Genomic DNA, 24,364 nt, shown 5'->3' on the forward strand with positions numbered 1-24,364 from the left:
ATGGGGTCAGAAGTGCCCTCAGCAATGCTGTCAATCAGCCCAGTCAGGCGGGATTGGCCGATACCGCCGGAAAGACTGGAGAGATGTTGTGTCTTCTCCATAACGAATCATGTTTGATGTGAACCAACGCCCATACCGATGAGAGACGCACTAACACAGGCGTTTTGCACGAAGTCCCCGCCCATGGCTACCGTCACGATGGCAACGGACTGCGCCGCCATAACCTGCTACACCAAAGAATTCATCGGCGCGATTTTTGGGTGATGTCGCGAAACGGGTTTCCAATAAACTACAGCCCGCTTCCGGTTGTTTGATTTGCTGACCAGTACATTTTACGAAGTTTCTGCTTCTCTCCCCATGCTCTTTTTCTTTCAGCGATAATCCCTGCTGCAAGGTCCTGATGCATCTGTTCCGGGGTCACATATCCGATGCGTGAATGGTAGTGCTCCGTGTTATACCAGCGGAAATACTTCTCGAAAAAGTCCATGACGACTCCTTCATTCCAGTGCGAAAACCTGCCCATGTACAAACTTTTCATCCGTCGTCCGGCGAATATGCGCCCTTAGGGTTGCAGTCCTTACAGCGAATCGGGGAGGGTCACATGGTTAGCCTTTCCTCCAAAGACGCTCTCCCCGATGGAGTGCCGGCTCCTCTCCTCCCCGTGTTTGAGACTGATCCATATGGGGCTGAACCCTGCAATTGTACTGATTCAATACCGACGACACTTTTTCCGGACGCAAAATCAAATTCCAGGCCACCCCACCGATAAGCGCCTGACGCCTTGAAATTGAGCCCTGAACGGGACACCTGCCAGAGAACAGTGAGGATGACATCACGCTTGATGCTGCTCTGCAGGATAGCCGGGGCTTCCCTGCCGTCCGGATATCCGGTGAGGGCTGCGTTCCTGATGGAACGGCCCAGCACTTCAGTCTCAGTCGCACTATGAAGCATACCGGGAGAGGCGAAAAGAAGCAAAAGAAGAAAAATGGGGGTCAGAGGAACCGCAATGCAACTACACCGTCGTCCATATAAAGAGTTTCCAAGACTCGGAGCTGACACTAAACGTGCGGCAGGGTAATGGGGAAAAGACATAAGAGTTACTTTAGTCCTTCATTATACCACCCGTCACAAGAATACACTACACTCGATACAGCGCGGCAGACAGTCTACGGCAGACAATGCCAGTCAACTGTTGCTTCTCTTATAAGAGACTCCGTTGCGCCCCTCGTCGTTCGCCGAGCTCAACCCACAGGATGAGTTTCAACACCAAGAGTGGGCCTGTACTGGGCCGCACCCAATAAAAAAAGCCCACCGGAGTACGGCAGGCTTTTAGAGAAAAGTGCACCCCGGAGGCCCGGGATGCATGGGGGCTTATTCCGGCCTGGAGAAATCGATGCTGAGCCACTTGTCCTCGAACGAGGCACCGGTGGACTCCATGCCGGCAAGGAAGATCGGCAGGGCAACGATTTTCTGGTAGTCGCCGATACGGATGGTAAGGTCATCGCCGAGCTTGAGAATCTTCGGCTCAAGACCCATGTGGTCCATGAACGGAAGACGGACGCGAACCTTGTAATGACCCTCAGATACCTTCTTGATGTCGATCGGGTTCTCCTTGAAGAGGATCTCAAGCGGGTTGGTCTCACCATATACTTTCTCGCCGACCTTGCGGAGCATCTCGAGACCCACGACCTCACCCTCGAACAGCGGAACCTCTGCAATCGGAATCGGGGCGAACGCGCTCTTGATCTGCTCGATGTAATGCTGCTGGATGGCACGCCATTTCTTGAAATAGGGGTCCTCTGTGTGATCCGGCATGATCCGGTTGATGGTGATGCTGTCGACCGTGATGCCGTAGAGGTTCAGGTAGGTCAGTGCACGCATGGACTCCTTGATGACCATCTTCTCGGGGTTCATGACGAGGCGGACGGTGGACTTGCTGCCGTCGGCAAGCAGGTCGATGATGCCTTCGGTCGAAGAGAAGAGGTTGTCGACCTTTTCGTAGACCTCTTCAGGTGCGACGAAATCGTCGATCTTCTTGATCTTTTTGGAGAGCGGCCTGATGACCGGCTTCACCATATATTTCTCGACGTTGCGGATGAGTTTGATGAACCAGCCGAATGTCTCGGGAAGCGAGAGGAGGCGGAGGGTTTCGCCGGTCGGCGCGCAGTCGACGACCAGAAGGTCGAAATCGGCCTGCTCTTCATTGTAGCGCTTGATGTAGGAGAGAGAGAACAGCTCTTCCATGCCGGGCAGAACGCCCATTTCTTCGGCGTAGACGCCTTCGACACCGCGCGACTCCATCAGCTGGGCAAAATGCTCCCTGACGACGTCCCAGTTCAGATTGAGGTCGCCGAACACACTGACTTCCTGACCCCAGAGGTTTTCAGCAACCTTGACGGGAGAAGGTCCGAGCGTGACGTCGAGTGAGTCACCGAGGCTGTGAGCCGGGTCGGTGGACATGATGAGGGTCTTGTACCCCATGTCAGCAGCTCTGAGAGCCGTGGCTGCAGCAACTGAGGTTTTACCAACGCCGCCCTTTCCGGTAAAAATGATATTACGCATACGATTTAATGATTCTCATTTAAGGAATTATTGAAAAAGCTGTGTCCCCAAGCTGTGTCCACCACATGCCGTCTGCCGCCATGCAAACATGAAAAGGCTAAAGATAATAAATTAATCAATTAATCTGAACACCACCTCGGCAACTTATTACCTCCCTGACAGGAGGAAGTGATTCAGGGAGACACCCGAAGTTTCTGTCCGGTTCGGATGATTTTCTTATTGGAGATCCGGTTCCACTCCGCCAGACGTCGGACACTTATCCGGTACTCTGAGGCGATGTCCGAAAGGGTCTCTCCCCTTCTCACCCTGTGGTAGCGCACATCCCTGCCGGAATTCTTCCGGCTCCCTGTGTCCGTGGTGGCGATGCTGAGCCGCTGACCGCGCTGGATCAGCATCCTGCCGCCAAGGCCGTTAAGTGCAGCAAGTTCCCGTATGCTTATTCCATAACGGCGTGCGATGGAGGCCGCAGTTTCCCCCTTTGCAACCCTGTGGGTCGTGATGCGGGCCGGGGGAGAAGGTTGCAGGGGGGAAACATCCGGAACAACCTCGGCTGTATCAGTTATCCCCTCCGGGATATCGAGTGCGGTCACGACGGGATCGTAGAGGTCGTTTTCACGGTCGGAGAAGACGCGGGCATACTGCTCCGGGATGCGAAGCTCCCCTTTTGCCGTGTTCCCTGCCGGGACGAATCCGATCTTGTACTGCGGGTTGAGGAACCGGAGATCCTCGATCGGAAGGCCGAGCGTAAGGCTCACCCGTTCGAAGGAGACCGGGCGGCGTACCTCGACGGACTCGATGTCACGGTACAGGAAACCCGGCAGGAGAGGCTCGAGATTATGCTCCCTGTGGTAGTTCATGATATAGTGGACAGCGATGAACGCCGGCACATACCCGCGGGTTTCAGCGGGCAGATACCGCCATATGGTCCAGTAATCCCTGTTCCCCGATGACCCCGAAGCTGCCCGGGCTTTCCGGATGGCCTTGTTGACGTTTCCGGGTCCGGAATTATATGCGGCGAGAGCAAGGAACCAGTCACCGTATATGTTGTAGAGGTCGCGAAGGTGGCGTGCAGCTGCATCACTGGCTTTCCGGGGATTGAACCGGTCCTCGATGAATGATGATGACTCCAGACCGTAGCGGCTGCCGGTTCCGTACATGAACTGCCAAAGCCCCTTTGCCCCGGCCCGGGACACGGCAGTGGGATTGAGGGCCGACTCGACGATGGCAAGGTATTTCATGTCCGCCGGCACATTGTGGCGGGCAAGGGCGGCCTCGAACATCGGGAAATAGATGCGGGTGAGTCCGAGAATTTTCGTCGTCGCAATCCGCTTGTCAACCGCATAGACCCTTATAAAACCCTTGACATGGTTGTTGTAGGTCAGATTGAAAGGCGTTTTACGGTTGAGGGCCTCGATTCTTGCGGCATAGACCGAATCGCTGTACTGGGGGACGAACTGCAGCGGAAATCCTGAACGCGTCTCGGTACCGGACGGAACGGCGAAATGCTCGTCGCTGAAGTATGATGCCTGCATGAGGCTGTCGAGCGACGCCGAGAGCGAGGCGCTCGAGAACACATCGGGAGCGGAGGCCGCGGCCGCTGGACGCCCGATGGGCGCAAGAAGGAGCAGCAGCAAAGGAAGCAACAGCCCCGGAAGGGCATAAGGGATCCTGATGATCACAGGTGGCACGGGAAACGTATATGGAAGATTAATGGGTACGAAGGAAACGCCCCCGATCAACATATGAACAGTTCCCCATTATTACAAGCGACGGAAGCGGCTTATCTCAGCTTCCGGCATCCGTAATCATCCGGATACACCACCCGGGAAAGAAAGAGGCCGGAGGCGGCTGCCGGCCGAACCCTCCGGGCATGGGCATCGGCATCGAGCATCGCCTTGAAGGAGCATGGATCGAGCCGGCCCGCACCTATGTCCATCATCGCGCCCACCAGTCCGCGAACCATGCTCCGAAGAAACCGGTTGGCCGCAATATGGAAGACCAGAAACCCCCGATGGCGGTACCATCCGGCCATGCGGACCGAGCACAGGCTGCCCGTTCCGTCCCGGTCCTCACGCGAAAAAGCGCTGAAGTCATGGATGCCCTTGAGGGTTACGGCAAGAGAGTGCATGAGGGGTAGGTCAAGCGGCCTGGACGAACAGCCGGCAAAACGTCCGAAAACGGCCGAGGGTTCTTCCATGAGAAAGTAACGGTACTGACGCTCGGCAGCACTGAACCGGGCGTGGAACTCCATGTCTACTTCCTGAGGGCAGTCAACCCTGATGGTATCCGGCAGGAGGCAGTTGAGTGAATGCGCGATACGCTGTAGCTCAAGCGATGAGGCGGTCTGAAAATTCACCACCTGACCGAGGGCATGCACGCCCCGGTCGGTACGGCCGGCTGCTGCAAGGTTGACCCTCTCCTGCAGGATACGGCTGAGGCACGCCTCCAGTTCCCCCTGTACGGTCACGATGCCGCCCGGCTGGCGCTGCCATCCTGCATACGGAGTACCGTCATATTCTACGCGCAGTCTGATATTCCTCATGAGAATTGCTACATTTCATTCCGTCAGTGCCAACAATGCACTGAACAGGAACAGATATTCAACCAGAACTGATATTCAATTCATATACAACAGCCCCCATCGTGCATAGAGAGCATTTAGAGATTGTCCAGAGCGCCCTTCGGGCCCTCTCCCCCGCCCCGGAATCATCCAGCTACCGCGTCCCCCGGATGTGGGTGGATGAACAACCCGGAGCAATCGCAGTAGATCCGGTCCTCTGGCATCTGGAGCAGCTTGGGGAACTGCTGGCCTCCCCATCAGCGGACACAGCCGTCGACTGGCACCGGGAAGCCGTCGTCTACAACCTCTTTGTGCGCTTCGGCTGCGCCTTCGATCACGACGGGGACGGCCGGATAGCCCCGGAGCCCCTCGCTTCCGGCTTCAGGGAGACCGGCACGCTCCTGAAGGCGATCGCAATGCTTCCTTATATAAAAAAACTTGGTGCCAATACCATCTACCTGCTCCCTCTCACCACCATAGGCGAAAAAGAGAGGAAAGGCACCCTCGGTTCCCCCTACGCCGTTCAGGATCCGCTACGGCTCGACCCGATGCTGGCTGAGCCAGCTCTCGGACTCCAGCCCGAAACCCTCCTCAAGGCATTCATTGAGGCCGCACACCTTCAGGGCATGCACGTGGTGCTGGAGTTCGTCTTCCGTACTGCCTCCGTCGACAGCCGCTGGATAGGGGAACATCCAGAGTGGTTCTACTGGCTGAAAGAGAGCGTTCCCCCGGAATCCTACGGCCCGCCGCACTTTCAGCAGGATACCCTGAACGAGATCTACAGCCTCGTCGACCGCCACGAGATGGAAGGCCTCCCTGCCCCTTCGGAAAGCTATCGCAACCAGTTCGCCCGCCACCCCGTTACGGCCGAGCCCCAAAAGGAAGGCGGGTATAGGGGAATCGATGCCGACGGTGAAGCATGCAGAATCGCCAGCGCGTTTTCCGACTGGCCGCCGGACGACCGGCAGCCCGCCTGGACCGATGTCACCTACCTCCGCATGCATACACCTCCGGAGTTCGACTACATCGCCTACAACACCATACGCATGTACGATGCCGCGCTCACAAACCCTGAAACCCACAACACCGGTCTCTGGGAGGAGATCTCGGGCATCATCCCCCGCTTCCAGCGTGAGTACGGCATCGACGGCGCCATGATGGACATGGGCCACGCACTGCCGGCAGCACTGAAAAAAGAGATCGTCACGCGGGCACGGAAAACAAGGCCCGATTTCGTCTTCTGGGATGAGAACTTCGACCCGACCCCGGCCATACGCGACGAGGGCTTCAACGCCGTCTTCGGCTCGTTCCCCTTCGTCGTCAGCGACATCATCTATATCAGGGGGCTGCTCAATTTCCTCAACAAGACCGGCGTGGCCCTACCCTTTTTCGGGACCGGAGAAAACCACAACACCCCCAGAGTTCCGTTCCGCTACGGTGAACAGGAGGCAGGAAGAAGCTTCTCGACCTTCATCTTCACCCTGTCAGCCGTCCTTCCTGCCGTTCCCTTCATCCACTCCGGCATGGAGATCCTTGAATGGCGTCCGGTCAACCTCGGGCTCAACTTCAATGATGAAGACCGCGCCATGTGGCCCCCGGAAACCCTTCCCCTCTTCAGCGCCGCAAGCTTCGACTGGGAGAGGACGAACAGCCTGCAGCCGCTGAACGGGTACGTCAAAAAAGTACTCGACGTGCGAAGCCGCCATCTCGACATCATACTCTCCGGAGAGCAGGGCTCCCTCGTTATCCCCATCGTCTCCGATGAAGCCATCTTTGCACTGAAGCGGACGGCCGGAGGCCGCTCGCTGCTCTTTATCGGCAACAGCTGTCCAAGCAGCATAAAAACAGGCCATATTGAATTCAAAAAAGAGTCCGGGGCGCTTGAGGATCTCCTTACAGGAGAGGTGTATAGGGTGGAAAGCCACCGGCTCGAACTCACCCTGGAGCCCGGCCGGTGCAGGCTGTTTCTCCTTCCGGATGAAAATTGAGGCACCTTGGAATCATACTGCGTAAAATCGTATCTTGAGTACTTTTACCCGAACCACTAAACGACCCTCGACCATGCCCATACTCATTGTCGGCTCCCTCGCATTCGATGACATCGAAACCCCCTTCGGCAGTTCCATGAACACTCTGGGTGGATCCTCCACCTATATCGCCCTCTCGGCAAGCTACTTTGCCGACAAAATCCAGATGGTCGGCGTGGTAGGATCCGATTTCGAGGCAGAACACTTCCAGCTTCTGCACGACAGGGACATTGATACCAAGGGAATCCAGGTCATCGAAGACGGCAAAACCTTCCGCTGGGCCGGCCGCTACCACTATGACATGAACACCCGTGACACCCTCGACACCCAGCTCAACGTCTTCGCGGATTTCGACCCCCATATCCCCCACCAGTACCAGGATACCGGCATCGTCGTGCTCGGCAACATCGACCCCGAACTGCAGCTGAAGGTGCTTACACAGATAAAGAAGCCTGAAATGGTCATCCTCGACACGATGAACTTCTGGATCGAGGGCAAGCCCGAAGCGCTTAAGGAAACCCTCAAGCACGTCGACGTCTTCATCCTCAACGACAGTGAAGCACGCCTGCTCAGCGGCGACCCAAACCTCGTCAAGTCCGCCCGCATCATCCGCGAGATGGGACCCAAGACCCTCATCATCAAGAAAGGCGAGCACGGCGCACTCCTCTTCACCAACGGAGGCATCTTCGCCGCACCGGCGTTCCCGCTTGAGTCCATCTACGACCCGACAGGAGCCGGAGACACATTTGCCGGCGGATTCATCGGCCATCTCTCCCGCTGCGGGGAAGTGACCGACATGGAACTGCGCAAAGCAGTGCTTTACGGCAGCGCCATGGCCAGCTTCTGCGTCGAGAAGTTCGGCACTGAAAAGATTGCAGCGCTTGATATGCTTGAAATCGAAGACCGGTACGACAGCTTCCTCGAACTCTCCAGAATCGACGTCTGAGCCCACTGTTCAAAGGGCCTAAGGGCCATTATCCCATGAACCCGGGGGGCAGAGAATCCCCCGGATCCCCTCCAAGCCCATGAATGCACTCAACGCCCTCGACTACAGTTTCATCATCGGCTATCTCCTCCTGACGCTCTTCATCGGACTCTGGTTCTCCCGGAGAGCCTCCGAGAACGTCGGAGAGTTCTTTCTGTCCGGCCGCAAGCTTCCCTGGTGGATCGCCGGGACCGGCATGGTGGCCACCACCTTCGCCGCCGACACGCCGCTGGCCGTAACAGGCTTTGTCGCACGCCATGGCATTGCCGGCAACTGGGTCTGGTGGACATTCGTTTCAGGAGGCATGCTCACCGTCTTCTTCTTCGCCCGACTCTGGCGCCGCGCTGAAATCCTCACCGACCTCGAATTCATCGAACTGCGATACAGCGGCCCTGCCGCACGGTTCCTCCGCGGGTTCAAGGCCATCTACTTCGGACTCTTCATCAACGCCGTCATCATCGGGTGGGTCAACCTCGCCATGTTCAAGATCATCAGCATCATGATCCCTGAACTGAACCCGCAGCTGACCATCATAGCCCTCGTCCTCTTCACCACCTTCTACTCCAGCCTCTCAGGCCTCTGGGGCGTCTCCATCACCGATGCAGTGCAGTTCGTGATCGCCATCGCGGGCTGCATCATCCTGGCGGTTCTTGCCGTCCAGTCGCCGGCAGTCGTCAATGCAGGCGGGCTGCAGGCAGCGCTTCCGGAGTGGATGTTCGACTTTTTCCCTGCCATCACCGCTAAAGACTCCGGCGGAACAGGTGCCTTCGCACTCCCCTTCGCCTCGTTTGCAGCTATGGCCTTCGTCCAGTGGTGGGCATCCTGGTACCCCGGCTCCGAGCCCGGAGGCGGAGGCTACATCGCACAGCGCATGATGAGTGCCAAGGATGAAAAGCATTCACTGCTGGCCACCTTATGGTTCACCGTGGCCCACTACTGCCTGAGGCCGTGGCCATGGATCATCGTCGGCTTGGCTAGCCTCGTGATGTTCCCCGACCTGCCGGCGGCAGAGAAGGAGGACGGGTTCGTCTACGTCATGCAGGCCGTATTGCCTCCGGGCCTCAAGGGCCTCCTCATCGCAGCATTCCTGGCCGCCTACATGTCGACCCTTGCCACCCACCTCAACTGGGGAACCAGCTACCTTATAAACGACTTCTACCGCCGCTTCATAACGATCGACGGTTCGCCAAAGCACTACGTCGCAGTCTCAAAAATCACCACCGGCCTCACTGCCGGCTTCGCCCTCTACATCACGTTCTTTGTCCTCCACACCATCACGGGTGCATGGGAGTTCATCATTCAGTGCGGAGCAGGCACCGGGTTCGTGCTTATCCTCCGCTGGTTCTGGTGGAGGCTGAACGCATGGAGTGAAATCACCTCCATGCTCGCCCCGTTCCTCGCTTACGGATACCTGTCGCTCTTTACACAGATCGTGTTCCCCTCGTCGATCTTCATCATCGTCGCATTTACCATCACTGCCACTCTGGCCGTCACCTTTCTCACCGCGCCCACCGAGCGAAAGCACCTTGAGGCTTTCTACCGCAAGACCAGGGTTGGCGGGGTCCTCTGGGAGCCTGTCGCAAAAAACCTTCCCGATGTCCACTCAGACACCGGATTTCTCCGGCTCTTCTTCGACTGGGCGCTTGGTATTGCCATGGTTTACGCCATACTCTTCGGCACCGGCCGCATCATCTTCGGTGAACCGCTGACAGGAGCACTTTATCTGGCTGGTGGAGCCGTTGCCGGAACACTCATCTTCATGGACCTCAACCGGCGCGGCTGGAACACCCTGAACTGATAGGAGGATGAGGACACCGAACATTCTGCTTGCATCGCAGTCGCCGAGGCGTCGCGAACTCTTAGCCCTCTTGGCCATTCCTTTCACGGCTGTAAGGGTTGATACGCCTGAACAGTTCGAATGCGCTGCCTCTCTTGAAGAGAACGTGCGGAGGATAGCGGAAGAAAAAGCTCGGGAGGCGCGGCGTCTCTACCCCGAAGAATCCAGCTCTTCCATCATCCTCAGCGCCGACACAGTGGTCGAACACGACGGGCTGATCCTGCAGAAACCACAGGGAGAGGAGGAGGCCCTTGCCATGCTCCAAAGCCTCCAGGGACGAACCCACTCTGTCCACACGGGGTATGCGCTTCTCTACGGAGAACGGAAGCATACCGCCATGGCAACCACCCGGGTCACATTCAACGCAATGCCGAAGAGGGAGATCATGCGCTACATCGCCACAGGAAGCCCCTTTGACAAGGCGGGGGCCTACGGCATCCAGGACCCGGTGATGGCCTCCTATGTCAGTGGGATAGAGGGATGCTACTACAATGTTGTCGGCCTGCCGCTCTCAGCGGTATGGACGGCCATTCAGAAAATGGTTGTTTAAGGCCGTGGGAAGAGGCTCTGGAAACATGACGGTACCGGTCATCACCGGACCGACGGCGTCCGGCAAGTCGGCCCTCGCCCACCGGCTCGCCCTTGAAACCGGTGCGGAGATCCTCTCCGCCGACTCCCGCCAGGTCTACCGTGAACTCACCATCGGCTCGGCCAAGCCCTCCCGGGAGATGCTCCAGGAGGTAGCGTACCACTTCATCAACGAAAGAGCAATCACGGAGCCCTTCAGCGCCGGCGCGTTCGCCCTTGAAGCCACAGCACGCATCCGGGAGATCAAGAGGCGCGGCAAACGGGTCATTGTGGCCGGAGGGTCGGCGCTGTACCTGGAGGGGCTCATTAGTCCCTTTGCCGAACTCCCCCCCCAAAACGCAGAAATCCGCCGGAAGCTCAGCGAGCAACTGGCGGACCTCGGAGGCGAACTCCTGTATGAACGACTCAAACAGCTGGACCCGGAACAGGCCGAAACGCTTGACCCGACAAAAACCCACCGCCTGCTCCGCAGCCTCGAAATCATTGAGATCTCGGGGAGGACCGTAACGGAACTGCAGGCAAAAAAGAGCGGAGAGCCGTCCCCCCCGAGTTCGCTGCACTTCAAAACCTTTGCGATAGATATTCCCCGGGAAGAACTCTACCGGCAGATCAACCGGCGCACGGAATCGATGATGGAGGAAGGGCTCCTCATTGAGGCTGAACAGCTCTGGAAGCGGTACCGGATCGAAATTGAAAACAAGTCACTGCCGGCACTTCTCACCGTCGGCTATCAGGAACTCTTCGACCACTTCAGGGGCCTTACAACCCTTGACGAGGCCATTACCCTCATCCAGCAGCATACCCGTAACTACGCCAAGCGCCAGCTGACCTTCATGCGCAACCGAATGCAGTGCATATGGCTGCGAACCCCCGTGACGACGGAGACACTGAAGAAGTGCATGGAAGCATAAAAAGTGTGCCCCATCAGCTTGCCCGCCCCCAAACCCTGCATCACTCCCGCAACGACGCCAGGCACTAGCTGACACAAACACGCAACCGATCGCCGGCCCATCTTGCGACAGCTTCTCCCTCGCTCAATTGATGAACATGAACCATAACAAGCTACGCCGTCGGTATCCGAAGGCATAGTAGGATACGGTCAAGATACTTGAGATGCATGCACATCAAAAGGGATTAAGGCGGATTAAGGGGCCCATCCGGTTCTTTTCTCTCTGTAAGCCGATCAGTTCTCCCTTAAGCTTTTGCTCCCGGTCGTTAAACCGGGAGCGTATGCAGGGATACTCAGCGCGCCATTGGTGGATGTCAACGCTTCTTTTTACTGTTCCTTTCTCCGGAATCCTGTTGCCCATCACCCGTATCACCCTTTTCCGTCTGGCTATCTGACGGCTGCCCCTCGCCTGCGTCACCCTGTTCCGACTGGCTTTCCGACTGCTGGCCTGGTTCAGAAGATGACTTTTCGTTTACGAGCGTCTTTTTATCGACATCAAGGGTCTTTTTGTCTACATCGGGCGCAGACGCGTCATCCGGAGTGCTATTAGAAGATGATGACTTTTCGATGACGAGCGTCTTTTTATCCACATCCGGTGCAGACGGGTCAGCCGAAACGCCTTCGCTGGAAGTAGACTTTTCGATGACAAAGGTTTTTTTATCAACATCTGGAGCAGATGGCGCAGCTGGCGCATCTGGTGCCGCAGGTGCTGCTGGAGCAGCAGGCGCTGTTGGAACAGTTGGTACGACAGGTGCAGGTGGAACAACAATCTGAGGAATGGAGCTTATAACGCTAGCGACCGTTGAGGCAACGACTGAAACCGTTGACTGTGCAGCGACATCAGACACATTACCAGTTCCTACGGCACCGGCATCCACCGCAAAACCAGACAACAAGAGAGATCCGACCACAGGTATCACTCCAGATACAGCAATGCTTCTCATTACATTCTCCCTAAAAAGTTTAAAGCTTATATCCCGTGCCCAAAGCAAATACCATCCGCGGCCCATCACCTGAATTTTCCGTCAAGTCCGCCACACCGATTGTTGTCACAATAGGGATACCGGAGAAAATCACTGTTTTTGCGATGCCTGCGTTCAGATTCAACCCGTTCCAGTCGGCAACCAGATTGAACGAATCTGCTACCTCATATGCTACATTGGTAAACACGTACGTACCATACTTCCCCTTCCCGGAAGCAACGTCCATAGGACTTTTTTCTCCAAACCTGTTCGTACCGACACCAACACTGTAATGGAGTTTTGACTTACCGGTTTTGGGGTTTACGAAGGTATCAGACTGAATGCCCTGGCTATATACTACATAATAACTCTCAGTAGCATCACCCCCATCGGTCAGCATGATGCTCTCCACACCAATGCCTATTCCCATAGCCTTGCCAATTTCACGCGATAAATGCAAGCCCAACGAGTACTCCTTCCACTCGCTGATATCGACCGATACAAATGCGACCTGCAGGCCGACATTCTTCTGTGGATCACCAACTCCAAACCCGAAAACAGCAGCGCCATCGGTCTTGTCAGAGTATGGGGCGGGGGTTGTGCCGCCGATACCCATGAACAAGACATTATCCGAAGCTCCCCATGCCACCGGGGTGGTAACGGATTTTCCATGGTAATTCGGAAGATATGATGGCGGAGTCAGTTCTGCAGCACCCGCCGCAGATGGAATCATTACCGCAAGTATCGCCACAGCGGCATTGGTGAAATACCGGAAACGCTTCATTAGGGGGTGGGGTAGGATTTGTTTAACACAAGGTTAACTGTGGGAGAACCCTTCTCTTGTAAAAGAATACAGAATACATACGGAGGTCGCAACACCCTATGGAATGCCAATGTACACCCCATATACTGCGCTCATCACAAGAGCCCTCACCCAAAGTCGACACTGGCAAGCCAGCCGTATGAGGGAGGGCTGCATTCATGAACCCGGCCGAGTTCCCCTGTAACTCCAGCACAGGCTGACGTAGCGCCTCCAGAAGAAAAGCAGGATCACCCCAACAGCAATGCCGGCACTATCAGCAAGAAGATCAAGCACTGTTGCGTGATGGTACGGAACATACAACTGCGCGACCTCGATTGCCACACCATAGAAAATGAGGCCCAGAACCATCAACCATGTCTTTATCTGCCACCATACCGAAAACCCTATAGCCAAAACAGCAAATGCAAGAAGATGTGCCCATTTGTCATTCAAGCCATCAGCAAGCGGCACCTCACCTTTTTGAGCAAGAGCAACCATGAAAAGACAGACCAGCATACCCAAAGTGACCACCCGCCCTGCAATCTTAACCATAGCCCCTCAGCTTACCGGCTTTCGTTGTGTCGAAATGACGATTCGATTTTTCTTTCTGCAGCATCACCCAGACAGAGCCGGTTATCGGGACAGCAGTGATTCAAAATACAATGTAAATGGTGAACCAATGAAAACAAAGAACGGAGGGTGTGTACCCTCCGTTCAGACTGAAGCCATGTCAACAGCAGTAAACTATCGAACACACCGCACCGAAAAACCACTGCCGATAGCGCCGCCAAGCCGGTGGATGGCAATATCAAAATATCCCAGCATATAAATCCACGCTGAATACTGTGAGGCCATGGTCGCTGACCAGAAATAGGCATAGGTATTACGATGTGCATCAATACCGTACATATCGCGCATCCCTGCGGGCAATGCTGAAAATCCCGAGGCATTGCTCGATCTGGCGCTCGGGCTCATCCAGAGATCATTGCCTTCCATCTTGAGAGCCGTACCGCAATACTCAGCTCCGCCCGAAGATGCAATCAACTGCTGCCAGTCGTCATCAGATGGCAGGCGCCAGCTTCGAGGAGCCAGCCCGCGGGGATCAATAAGAGCATACCAGTTATAGAGGGCACCAAAATCCGTACCACCGTCATCTTCGTGACCCGTATACCGGCACATGGCCGGAATCGCATTCCGCGCACAATGCTCCCACTCACGACCCTCCTGCACCAGATTGATGGAATCACCGTTGAGGAATGTGCCGACATCAAGGTTCCCGGCCATCCATTCCTGCCCGCCAATCTGAACCGAATGGAACCTATCCTCAGCTGAAGGATTTCTCAGCCCTGCAGTATTTTCGTGTTCATTCTTTGCGTTTTCATTCATATGCCTTCTCCGATGTCAAGAAACTCAAGAGGTCGCCCCTGCGAAATATCCCTGACGCAGCGCACCGACATGGCAGAACCAACCACTGAGGCAAGGCGCTGAACGCTCGTTTCCGAGTACCCGAACCTCCTGCACCAGGCAAAGTTTTTGCGACAAAATGTTGACGACCAGTAATACCCGTAGGAACGAAGGAAATGATATACGCCATACATATCACGATAACCGCCGGCAAGCGCTCCGAACCCGACCATGTCATGCGCGTTATAATTAGGCGATTTCCATAACGGCGTCTTCTTCATCTTCAGCACGATACCGGCGTACCTGTCGCCGCCGACAGCATCAATCAAGGCATTCCAGTCCTGATCGGCTGGAACACGCCACCCTTCCGGGGCCAACCCCCGCGGATCAGTAACGGCATACCAGTTATACAGGCAGCCATATAATCCTGACAATCCCGTATCTCCGGAATAACAACACATGGCAGGCTCTCTTGCCTGGCTCCATGTATCGAAATCATTTATTACAGCAATTGGGTCGCCATTGCGAAACACTGGAACTGAAAGATTGGCAGCCATCCACTCCTGCTGCCCGATACGTACCGAACGGGTAGCCGATGCGCCCGCTTCGGCAAGAAGAACCTCATTGAGGGTTTGAGGTTTAGGGGTATAATGAAGAAATGCAAGCAATGCGAACTCCCTTTATCCATCATAAGAAATTGTATCACACCTGATACACCCCTTCTAACATGGAAAGGAAAACGCCATAATAAAACACATAAATTCTCACATTTTCTCACACCAGAGCAAGTGGCGCAGTGAATGTGTAACCGCTACCATGCGATGTTTTTATGGGGATGCCATCATCCTGGGTAATTTTCTTACGCAAGCGATACATTATCGTTTCAAGTGACCGCCTGCCATATTCGTCATTGGTATAGCCGAGCGCCCTCAGCAACTCTTCATGAGGTACCACCACGCCGATTCCGAAAGCAAGGGCCTGTACAAGAGAAAACTCCTTCGAAGTGAGTACATAACGATCCCCCATGGGGGAAACCAGCTCCCAGGTAGAGTTTAGGAGTGTCCAGCCATGAGAAGCTACCCCATCATCCGCCCCGCTCGACATCAGCAGCCTCGATACAGCAGCTGAAAGCTCCTGAAAATCAACTGGCTTGCCAAAGTACTCGTCCGCCCCTGCATCATACCCCATGGCCCTGTCATCAATCGAGGTACGGGCAGTCAGGATGATGATGCGCATCGAGGTGTTGAAGCGCAGGTATTTTGCCAGCACCAGGCCGTCCTGATCCGGGAGTGACAGATCAAGAATGGCCAATGCATAACCTGTCACCCCTAGCGCGCGGTAACAGGCAAAAGCCGATCCGACGACCGTCACTACATAGCCGTCGAACCTGAGATACGCGGCCAGGCTGTCTGCAAGATCAGCATCATCTTCCACAATCAGAATACCGCGTGATCCGTCAGAGGGAAGGGGAAAGAGTGGTACCATTGGTGCTACAACCTTTGTTATAAAGAAATCGGTGACAACTCACGATGAAAGCGGCAAAAGCACATCAACAATGACTTTCCGGTTTTTCAGGCGCTTCAGGAACACCTGCCCGCCATGGCGTTCAACGATCTGTCGCACCACCCATAAGCCAAGACCGGCTCCCGCGCTGCCAACGGCATTGCCTCCACGAATGAACTGTTCGAAAAGGCGCTCGGACTGTTCATGAAAGTCGGACAAGGTAACATTGCTGACACAGAGCGCCACCACCCGGTCACGAACAGCACAGCTGACCGTAACAGATGTATCCTGCGGAGAATATTTCAATGCATTGTCAAGAAGATTATACAGTACGATATCGAACAGGCCGGCAACAGGGGAGGGTTCATCATGGTTTACGCCCATCTCGATATCTATCGTGCGGTCGGGCCATAAGAGCCTGACTGCAGCAACCTGTTCCTGCACCAGTTGCCGTACTTCAAGTTCCGTTGCATGCCCGGGATCATCATCCCTTAAAAGACGGCTCTTTGCAAGCGACACATCCATCAGCTCATTCAGGCGCTTCACTGCGCGCTGGATCTTGATTACAGAGGGATCTTCCGAGCGTCCCTCCTCCCGCTCAACCCGGGAAATAAGATCCACATTCCCCTTGATGACGGCAAGAGGTGCCCGGTAATCATGTGACACAATAGACAGAAAGGTCTCGATGCGCTGGGTAGCCGATCGCTCTGCGGCAAGTGATACTTCCAGCCGGGCGTTGCAGATAGAGAGCTCCTTTCTGATCTTTTCGGCAAGTGCCTCTGCCTCCAGCGCTGTCATCTTCGTATCTTCTACCCGCCTTCGCTCTGATTGCCAGAGGCGGACCACAAGGGCAGGCAATATTGAAAAAGCATGCAGCATCATTGATGCCTCCACGGCATATGTTGCAATGATGGAATCTGCGATGATGCCGATCAAATGCAAATAATAGACAAAGTAGCCACTCATGTTCAAAAGCAACACGAAAGCAGACACAAGACCTGAGAGCACCGACGGCATCATCCTGAAACTCAACCATACAAGCACAGGAATCACCCCCACAAAGATCATCATCACCACTGAGGCCACACTGCCAAAGAATACGAAGGGACTGGCGGCAAGCGTCAGGAGGGCCAGGAAAGCCAGGAGGCGGAAGTACCTCCAAACCAGTGCCGTCATCTTCTCCTGAAACAGCTCAGCAATAAAGAGAGTGAATGCCAAAAGCAGAAAGCCAAGACTGGCCCGCAGCATGAGGGCGCTATAGGGCCTTAACCAATCAGGAAAGAAAAACGCATCCATGCCGGTAATGATCACGAGCGACAAGAAGATGCTAAGAACATAGAGTGCAAAAAACAGAAAATACCGCGATCTGCTGGAAAAGAACAGGATCAGGCTGACCAGAAACAGGATCAAGGTGGCACCGAAAAAGGCTGAAAGCCATACAATATAACGATCAGTACTGGAACTGAGGGCCGTCGAAGTATACACACTGCCCTGCAAAGCAATCGTGTTGATGCCTGCCAGACGGAGCCACAGAGAAACCCATGCGCATCCTTCTGGAAGACGGCAGGATCATGGAGTCCACCGCCCTCGTGCAGGCCGATCTGCTGCCGGTGCAGCAGATCAACCCCGAAGCGTGGGTGACCGGCGATGGACACCTCTTCAAAGGCGAGGCCGCACTGTCGCTGAACTTAGACCGGGGCAATACGCGATCTGACGAAGCCGATGTAGACACAGCCATGGAGTGGCGGCATCTCCGCCACCGGGTAAAGCTGTCAGGTGAACTGGAGTACGACACCACGGAAAGAGAAACGACGAACGACAAATGGTACGTGCTCGCCAAATACGACCACATCGCCTCCCCTCTCCGCTACTACGGCGCGAAGGTGGACTTCAAGACCGACCGCATCGCTGGACTCGACCTCCGCTTCGCCGCCGGCCCCTATCTCGGGCTCCAGTTCATCCACACCCCCGAAACCCGCCTCAGCACCGAACTCGGAGCGGATCTGGTGAGTGAGCGGTTCACGGCCATACCCGGCAACAACTACATGGCCGGCTCCTGGTCGCTTGACTGCAGCCACACGCTCCTTACTGACACCCTCGAGCTCTACCATCACCAGAAAGGCCTCGTGAACGTTGAGAGCCTCTCGGGTGTCATCCTCGACACCTGGACCGGCCTGAAAATCCCGATCCGGGGAGGATTCAGCACCAGTGCGGAACTCAAGGCCGAGTACAGCGGCGACGTCGGGGAAAACATCAAACCCTGGGACCTCTCCTACCGCCTGAAATTCGGGTACAACTGGTAGGAATCACCACGAGGTGCGGCATTTTCAGCGCATAAAAAAAATTCTTTGTGTGTGGATTTTTTGCCTATAATAATTCTGTGGGACAAGGAGGAGACCGGCTGTTTCCGGGAAAGTCTTAACAGGTTCTGCCCGTAATATCTTACAGGTTTTATCGTAGGAATTTACAATGAAGCACTCAGTATCGAACCGCAAGGAACTGACCATTCTGAAAATCGAGGAAACCGTCTTTGATTTCCGGCACGGCACCTCGTACAAGAAAGCCGTAGAGGATCTCATAGAAAGCGGCAGCACCAACCTCATCATCGACTTCAGCCATGTCAAGGCGATCGATTCATGCGGCATCAGCTCCATACTCCTCACCCATCAGCTTGCCAACCATGCCCACGGGCTCGCTATATTCGTCGCTCTCTGCCAACAGATCAAAGATCTTCTCAAACTCACCAACCTCGACAAGCAGCTCTATATATTCTCATCGATCAACGAGGTGGTGACGCTGGTCGAACCCGCCATGAAAACCCGGCGCTGCTCGCGCGCAAAATCTAAATCCGCAGCATACGACCACCCGGACGAAGTCGGTGACGAGCTGGACCTGCTCCACGAGAACGACATTGACAGTGTGATCGATGAAGATGATATGGGCGTATCATCTTTCGATGATGATGAAGAAGAATTGACCGGCGATGACCGGGTTGAAGGCGAAGGGAGCAAGAAGAGAGGTCGTCCGAAAAAAACCGCCGGACCCACGATCGGCAGAAACGGAAAGAAAAGCACACGGGCCTGAACGATGGCCCCTTCAATACCGGAGTAACTGACCGCAACATCCCCCGAGGAAAGACTGCAAAGGAGTCTATGCCATGGGGGATTTTTCATTGTGCCGGAGCCATGTGGAGCGCCTGCTCCAGCCTGCCGGCATCCAGGTGAACGGGCCGGAACCCTGGGACATCAAGGTCCACGACAGACGTTTCTATCGCCGCATACTCACCGACGGCCATCTCGGAGCCGGTGAATCCTATATGGAGGGATGGTGGGACTGCCGCGCCCTTGATGAGTTCATCTACAGGGTGCTCCGGGCAGGCGTCGACAAAAAGGTATCAGGCTTCCGGGGGTTCCTGGAGCACAGCCTCGGAAGGCTGATGAACCGCCAGGCACCCCGGAGGGCATGGACCGTCGGCAGAACGCACTACGATACCGGCAACGACCTGTTCCAGGCCATGCTCGACAGCAGGATGATGTACAGCTGCGGATACTGGAAGGATGCCGATACGCTCGAACAGGCGCAGGAACAGAAACTCCGGCTCGTATTCAATAAACTCGACCTCAAGCCCGGCATGCAGGTGCTCGATATCGGATGCGGCTTTGGAGGGGCGGCAAAGTTCGCAGCCGAGGAGTACGGGGTGGAGGTTACGGCGGTGACCATATCCGGCGAACAGCACCGCCTTGCACGGGAGCGATGCCGCACAAGAGATGTACAGATAGAGCTCATGGATTACCGCGACATCCGGAAAACCTTTGACCGTATCTACTCCATCGGCATGTTCGAGCACGTAGGGTACCGCAACTACCGAACCTACTTCGACACCCTGAATCGCTGCCTCAAAAAAGACGGTGTCACACTCCTCCACACCATCGGCACCAACAGGCCCTCGACAAGCGGCGACCCGTGGAGTGAAAAGTACATCTTCCCCAACTCCATGCTCCCTGCCGCAAGCCAGATCACCGGGGCCTACGAAGGGCGGTTCATGCTTGAAGACTGGCACGTATTCAGCCTGGACTACGCCCGGACCCTCATGGAATGGCACCACAACTTCGAAACCGCCTGGCCACAACTCCGCCACCACTACTCCGACACATTCAGAAGAATGTGGAACTACTATCTCCTGAGCTTTGCAGGAGCCTTCAGGGCCCGCAACATCCAGCTCTGGCAGGTGCTGCTTTCAAAAAAGGGTATGAACAGCCAAAAGGGCGTGCCGCGATAGCCCTTTGAAGACCATGGTATGCCTGTTGGGGCTCCCCTGCCGCGCGTTCATGTCCTCCAGCCCTCACGGGTCTGCGGCATTCTCAAGAAAGCGGACCACGTCGGGTTCTATACGATCATGTACCAACAGACGAGACTGGCGGCGGCACTCATCGCCAAATCCTGCAATGCCGGGTGTCCGGAACAACGACCATAAATGACCTCAGGCCTCGCATTCGTAACAGCTGGAGATACTTCTGTCTTCTTTCTGTCTGCTCCCGGTCATGAGTCCCCTGTATTCTTGCGGGAGCCTTTTTACGGAAGGAAACCCTCAGGGATACAGCAGAAGGGGCCGGAAACCCTCAGCCTCACGCCGGCTTTCAGCCACGATATCGCGGGGCGTCATGCCGGAGGTGATCATTTCACGGAACCGGGGCGTGCCGGCAAGGCGGTCGAAGAAAGTCCGGTGGCGGTCGATGCCGAACTCCTGCGGGTAGCGGTTATGGAGCAGAGAGAGTATGACGGAAGCGGTCATGAAGGGATCGAACACGTCGCGATCGGTCACCTGCAGCCGCACACCCCGGCACTCCTCGCCCTTGAACTTCGACGACGTAGGGACAAACCGTACCGCCTTGAAGCGGACGCCCGGAAGAGCGTACAGATTCAGACGCAGGGCGAGCTGTTCCCCGTCAATAAAGGGCGCACCGAACTGCATGAAGGGATGGCCTGTCCCGCGGCCCTCACTGACGTTGGTTGCCTCAAGAAACACCGTTGCAGGATAGAGGATGGCCCCCTCAACACTCCGGATGTTCGGGGAGGGGCTCCGGAAACTATAGCCGGAAAACTGATCGCCGAAGCGCCCGCGGTCCCACCCGCTCATTTTCACGACCCTCAGCGACAGATCCGGGCAGTACCTTTTTTTGATGAAAAGGGCTATTTCACCGACCGTCATGGCGTGGAGGAAAGGCACATCGAGAGAACCGACGAACGAGGTGGATGCGGGTTCGAGCATGAACCCTCCCCTCCCAAGCGGTGAAATGGGGTTGGGGCGGTCGAGCACCATGAAGGAAATGCCCGCCTCGCTGCATGCCTCCATGGCATACTTCATGGTGGAGATATAGGTATAGCAGCGCACACCGACATCCTGGAGATCAAACACCAGGATATCGACCTCCCGAAGCAGCGAGGGATCGGGTCGGCGCGAGGCCCCGTAGAGCGAATGGACCGGGAGGCTACCGGAAAGAACCGCTCCCCCGGCCTTCTCTCCAGCCTCCACATCGAGGGCGAACCCATGCTCTGGTGAAAGAAGATAGCGGAGAAGGACCCCCTGGCGGAGCATCATCCGATACCCCTGCTCCCCGCTCTTGGTCCGTGCAGCCGCATTGGTGATAAGGCCCACCCGGAGGCCTTTAAGATCACTGCAGCCGGTTACCTCCAGACTGTCGATGCCAGAGAGCAGCTGCTCTCCTGCCTCGGCGCGCTCCCACTGAATCAGCGAGCCCGGAACGAGAAAGAGAGCGATGATGAGAGAGGTAATTATGAAAGGGAAAAAACGAGCAGGAAGAAAAGCCGGAGGAAACCAGCTCGACCGGCTCCCCCACCGCGGAAAACGCGAAAAGCCGGTTCCCCTTATGAGGACCGGCTTCTGCTTTGTGGTGGGGACAGGACTTGAACCTGCAACCTTCGGGTTATGAGCCCGACGAGCTACCAATTGCTCCACCCCACGGTGTTTGTATGCACAATGTACGGAATCCCGAATCATTTCCAAATTATTATTGCACACTCTGGCCATTTATTTTCGCTCCCTGCGGTTCAACCATGAAAAGCCGCCCCCCTTCACCCTCGACGGCAAGCAGCATCCCTTCGGAAATCTCACCGCGGATGGTGCGGGGCGCAAGGTTGGCTACAAGCAGCACGTTTTTGCCTACCATCTCTTCCGGGCTGTAGTGTTCGGCAACGCCGGCAAGCACCTGACGCTGGGTTGAGCCGACCTGCACCTGCAGCTTAAGCAGTTTCGAAGCCTTTTTGACCTTTTCGGCGGCCCTCACCGTGGCGACCCGAAGGTCGACTTTCTGGAAGTCGTCGAACCCGATTGCCGGCTTGAACTCCATTTTCACCTCAATGGCTCCCGCTTCGCGCGCTTCGGCTTCACGGACGAGCTGCTCGATCTTCTGGAGTTCGGGCTGTATCTCCTGGTCCTCAATCTTTCTGAACAGGATTTCACTCTCGGGGCTGAGTTTGTGTCCCATCGGAAGAGCTGGCTCAAGAAGTGTCTTGAGGATGGGCTCACATTTGCGTACAAGGCCGTCCACTCCACCCTTGAAGCCAAGCATCCTGTGGATGCGGTCACAGGTTTCGGGAATGACAGGATAAAGGGCAATGGAGAGTGCATGGCAGAGATTCAGCGAGAGCGCCATGGTCCTTCCGGCAGCTTCAGGATCGGTCTTTATGGCTTTCCAGGGCTCTGCCGAGGTAAGGAAACGGTTGGCTGCACGCGCAATGTCCATTGCGATGGTTGCGGCCTCCCTGAAATGGAACCCCTCGTAAGCCTGGTCGAGCTGGCTCTGGGTGGCGTACCAGTCGATACCGAGCCCTTCCCACTCCTGAACGGTGCAGCTGTGCGGCACTTCGCCCCCGAAGCGCGAGTTGGTGAAGTCGATTGAGCGCTTGATGAAGTTGCCAAGCGTATCGGCCAGTTCACCGTTGGTACGGTTCTGGAAGTCGGTCCAGCTGAAATCGGTATCCTTGTTCTCCGGGTAGTTCATCGCGATGCTGTAGCGGAGGGTATCGGCAGGGAACTTCTGGAGGAACTCACCGAGATAGACGGCGTAGTTGCGCGACTTGGAAAACTTCCGGCCCTCGAAGTTCATGAACTCGGATGCCGGCACGTTGTCGGCGAGGTTGTATATCCCATCCTCCCGACCCTCGTTCCAGGCCATGAGGATGGCGGGGAGCATGAGGGTATGGAAGACAACGTTGTCTTTGCCGATAAACTGCACGAGACGGGTTTCGGGGTCCTGCCACCAGTGCCGCCAGAGATCCCGGTCGCCCTGCTCCTCAGCCCACTGCCGGGTGAAGGAGATATAGCCAAGGACGGCGTCAAACCACACATAGAGCACCTTGCCTACCGCTTCCGCCTCGCCGAGCGGCACCTTGATGCCCCAGTTGAGGTCGCGCGTGATGGCCCGGTCGTTGAGGCCCCCTTTGAGCCAGGTGCGGGTGTAGTTGAGGACGTTCGGGCGCCAGTCATCCTCGTGGGAGTTGACGAACCGCTCAAGTTCAGCCTGGTAGCGCCCGAGCGGAAAATACCAGTGGAGGGTGTCGCGTAGCTCCGGGGTGGCGTTGGAGATCTTGCTTTTCGGGTTTATGAGCTCCATCGGGCTGAGGTGCGTGCCGCACTGTTCGCACTGGTCGCCGCTGGCTTCGGTGCTGCCGCAGATGGGGCAGGTACCGCTCACATAGCGGTCCGAGAGGAAGCGCCCGCCTTCGGCGTCGTAGAAGAGTTTTTCGGTCCTGCGGTTGAAAATCCCCTTCCGCTCCAGCTCAAGGAAGAACTCCTGGGCGGTTTCATGATGGAGTTCCGATGAGGTGCGGCCGTAACAGTCGAATGAAATGCCGCACTTCAGGAACGCCTCAAGGTTCATCCGGTGGTACCGGTCGACCACGTCACGCGGACTGATGCCTTCCTTCTCCGCCGTAATGGTGATCGGCACGCCGTGCTCGTCTGAACCGCCGATATGGAGAACCTCCTCCCCTTTCAGGCGCTTGTGGCGGACATAGATGTCGGCCGGAAGGTATACGCCGGCAAGATGGCCGAGATGGACAGGACCGTTTGCATACGGAAGAGCGGTAGTGACAAGCGTTCTTTTGAACTGGGCCATAAAAACTGAATCTGGAAAAAGCTGGTAAAAACTGTTTGTACTAGGAC

22 protein-coding genes and 1 tRNA gene are annotated in these 24,364 nt (G+C 56.0%); 8 read left to right on the plus strand and 15 right to left on the minus strand.

Annotated elements, in window-relative coordinates:
* Positions 1-289: 289 nt before the first annotated feature.
* The 4 genes from A3K90_RS00075 to truA form a co-directional block, all read right to left on the minus strand.
* Positions 290-523, minus strand: coding sequence for an integrase (locus A3K90_RS00075; protein ID WP_303680609.1), 234 nt, complete (start codon positions 521-523; stop codon positions 290-292).
* A gap of 848 nt (positions 524-1,371) precedes the next feature.
* Entirely contained in the window at positions 1,372-2,562 is a 1,191-nt protein-coding gene (locus A3K90_RS00080; protein WP_011357907.1) for an ArsA family ATPase, read from the minus strand.
* A 173-nt stretch (positions 2,563-2,735) separates the two neighbouring features.
* Positions 2,736-4,241 (minus strand): lytic transglycosylase domain-containing protein, encoded by a 1,506-nt coding sequence (locus A3K90_RS00085; protein ID WP_303680610.1) that lies wholly within the window; start codon positions 4,239-4,241, stop codon positions 2,736-2,738.
* A gap of 101 nt (positions 4,242-4,342) precedes the next feature.
* Positions 4,343-5,104: a tRNA pseudouridine(38-40) synthase TruA gene (gene truA / locus A3K90_RS00090; protein WP_011357909.1), complete on the minus strand. Its 762-nt coding sequence runs from the start codon at positions 5,102-5,104 to the stop codon at positions 4,343-4,345.
* Between the two features lie 101 nt (positions 5,105-5,205).
* Between truA and A3K90_RS00095 the strand changes: the two genes are divergently transcribed.
* The 5 genes from A3K90_RS00095 to miaA all read left to right on the plus strand — a co-directional run bounded on the left by A3K90_RS00095 (position 5,206) and on the right by miaA (position 11,470).
* Positions 5,206-7,110, plus strand: a complete 1,905-nt coding sequence (locus tag A3K90_RS00095) for an alpha-amylase (protein WP_303680611.1) — start codon at positions 5,206-5,208, stop codon at positions 7,108-7,110.
* Positions 7,111-7,183: 73 nt separating this feature from the next.
* Positions 7,184-8,095: a PfkB family carbohydrate kinase gene (locus A3K90_RS00100; RefSeq protein ID WP_011357911.1), complete on the plus strand. Its 912-nt coding sequence runs from the start codon at positions 7,184-7,186 to the stop codon at positions 8,093-8,095.
* A 79-nt stretch (positions 8,096-8,174) separates the two neighbouring features.
* The gene (locus A3K90_RS00105; RefSeq protein ID WP_303680612.1) at positions 8,175-9,932 is read left to right on the plus strand and encodes a sodium:solute symporter family protein; all 1,758 of its coding nucleotides are present in this window, start codon (positions 8,175-8,177) and stop codon (positions 9,930-9,932) included.
* A 7-nt stretch (positions 9,933-9,939) separates the two neighbouring features.
* Complete coding sequence (locus A3K90_RS00110) at positions 9,940-10,521, plus strand: nucleoside triphosphate pyrophosphatase (RefSeq protein WP_303680613.1); 582 nt, start codon at positions 9,940-9,942, stop codon at positions 10,519-10,521.
* 25 nt (positions 10,522-10,546) lie between these two features.
* The gene (miaA, locus tag A3K90_RS00115; protein WP_303680614.1) at positions 10,547-11,470 is read left to right on the plus strand and encodes a tRNA (adenosine(37)-N6)-dimethylallyltransferase MiaA; all 924 of its coding nucleotides are present in this window, start codon (positions 10,547-10,549) and stop codon (positions 11,468-11,470) included.
* 352 nt (positions 11,471-11,822) lie between these two features.
* Here the strand turns inward: miaA and A3K90_RS00120 are convergent, their stop codons facing one another.
* The 7 genes from A3K90_RS00120 to A3K90_RS00150 all read right to left on the minus strand — a co-directional run bounded on the left by A3K90_RS00120 (position 11,823) and on the right by A3K90_RS00150 (position 17,664).
* Entirely contained in the window at positions 11,823-12,452 is a 630-nt protein-coding gene (locus A3K90_RS00120; protein WP_303680615.1) for a hypothetical protein, read from the minus strand.
* A gap of 19 nt (positions 12,453-12,471) precedes the next feature.
* Positions 12,472-13,254: a hypothetical protein gene (locus tag A3K90_RS00125; protein WP_303680616.1), complete on the minus strand. Its 783-nt coding sequence runs from the start codon at positions 13,252-13,254 to the stop codon at positions 12,472-12,474.
* Positions 13,255-13,449: 195 nt separating this feature from the next.
* Complete coding sequence (locus tag A3K90_RS00130; protein ID WP_303680617.1) at positions 13,450-13,824, minus strand: VanZ family protein; 375 nt, start codon at positions 13,822-13,824, stop codon at positions 13,450-13,452.
* Between the two features lie 192 nt (positions 13,825-14,016).
* Positions 14,017-14,658: a fibrobacter succinogenes major paralogous domain-containing protein gene (locus A3K90_RS00135; protein ID WP_303680618.1), complete on the minus strand. Its 642-nt coding sequence runs from the start codon at positions 14,656-14,658 to the stop codon at positions 14,017-14,019.
* Positions 14,655-15,344 (minus strand): fibrobacter succinogenes major paralogous domain-containing protein, encoded by a 690-nt coding sequence (locus A3K90_RS00140; RefSeq protein ID WP_303680619.1) that lies wholly within the window; start codon positions 15,342-15,344, stop codon positions 14,655-14,657. The genes A3K90_RS00135 and A3K90_RS00140 overlap by 4 nt, the downstream gene beginning before the upstream one ends.
* 106 nt (positions 15,345-15,450) lie before the next feature.
* Positions 15,451-16,161, minus strand: a complete 711-nt coding sequence (locus tag A3K90_RS00145; RefSeq protein WP_303680620.1) for a response regulator transcription factor — start codon at positions 16,159-16,161, stop codon at positions 15,451-15,453.
* Between the two features lie 39 nt (positions 16,162-16,200).
* Positions 16,201-17,664: a sensor histidine kinase gene (locus A3K90_RS00150; protein WP_303680639.1), complete on the minus strand. Its 1,464-nt coding sequence runs from the start codon at positions 17,662-17,664 to the stop codon at positions 16,201-16,203.
* 56 nt (positions 17,665-17,720) lie between these two features.
* Here A3K90_RS00150 and A3K90_RS00155 point away from each other — a divergent pair, with 56 nt between their 5' ends.
* The 3 genes from A3K90_RS00155 (at position 17,721) to cfa (ending at position 20,458) form a co-directional block, all read left to right on the plus strand.
* Entirely contained in the window at positions 17,721-18,482 is a 762-nt protein-coding gene (locus A3K90_RS00155) for a YdiY family protein (RefSeq protein WP_303680621.1), read from the plus strand.
* A 166-nt stretch (positions 18,483-18,648) separates the two neighbouring features.
* Positions 18,649-19,263 (plus strand): STAS domain-containing protein, encoded by a 615-nt coding sequence (locus A3K90_RS00160; RefSeq protein ID WP_011357917.1) that lies wholly within the window; start codon positions 18,649-18,651, stop codon positions 19,261-19,263.
* Between the two features lie 73 nt (positions 19,264-19,336).
* Positions 19,337-20,458, plus strand: coding sequence for a cyclopropane fatty acyl phospholipid synthase (gene cfa / locus A3K90_RS00165; protein ID WP_303680622.1), 1,122 nt, complete (start codon positions 19,337-19,339; stop codon positions 20,456-20,458).
* A gap of 63 nt (positions 20,459-20,521) precedes the next feature.
* Here cfa and A3K90_RS10245 read toward each other — a convergent pair whose 3' ends face one another.
* The 4 genes from A3K90_RS10245 to metG form a co-directional block, all read right to left on the minus strand.
* A complete protein-coding gene (locus A3K90_RS10245) occupies positions 20,522-20,644 on the minus strand; it encodes an antitoxin MazE-like protein (RefSeq protein ID WP_338047141.1) in 123 nt (40 codons plus the stop codon).
* 123 nt (positions 20,645-20,767) lie between these two features.
* On the minus strand, positions 20,768-21,835 hold the full coding sequence (locus A3K90_RS00175; RefSeq protein ID WP_303680624.1) for a DUF1343 domain-containing protein: 1,068 nt from the start codon (positions 21,833-21,835) through the stop codon (positions 20,768-20,770).
* A gap of 254 nt (positions 21,836-22,089) precedes the next feature.
* Positions 22,090-22,162 (minus strand) — tRNA-Met (locus A3K90_RS00180).
* Positions 22,163-22,208: 46 nt separating this feature from the next.
* The gene (gene metG / locus A3K90_RS00185; RefSeq protein ID WP_303680625.1) at positions 22,209-24,317 is read right to left on the minus strand and encodes a methionine--tRNA ligase; all 2,109 of its coding nucleotides are present in this window, start codon (positions 24,315-24,317) and stop codon (positions 22,209-22,211) included.
* Positions 24,318-24,364 lie beyond the last annotated feature (47 nt).

The sequence above is a fragment of the Pelodictyon luteolum genome (assembly GCF_001622165.1).
GTDB classification, from domain to species: domain Bacteria; phylum Bacteroidota; class Chlorobiia; order Chlorobiales; family Chlorobiaceae; genus Chlorobium; species Chlorobium luteolum_B.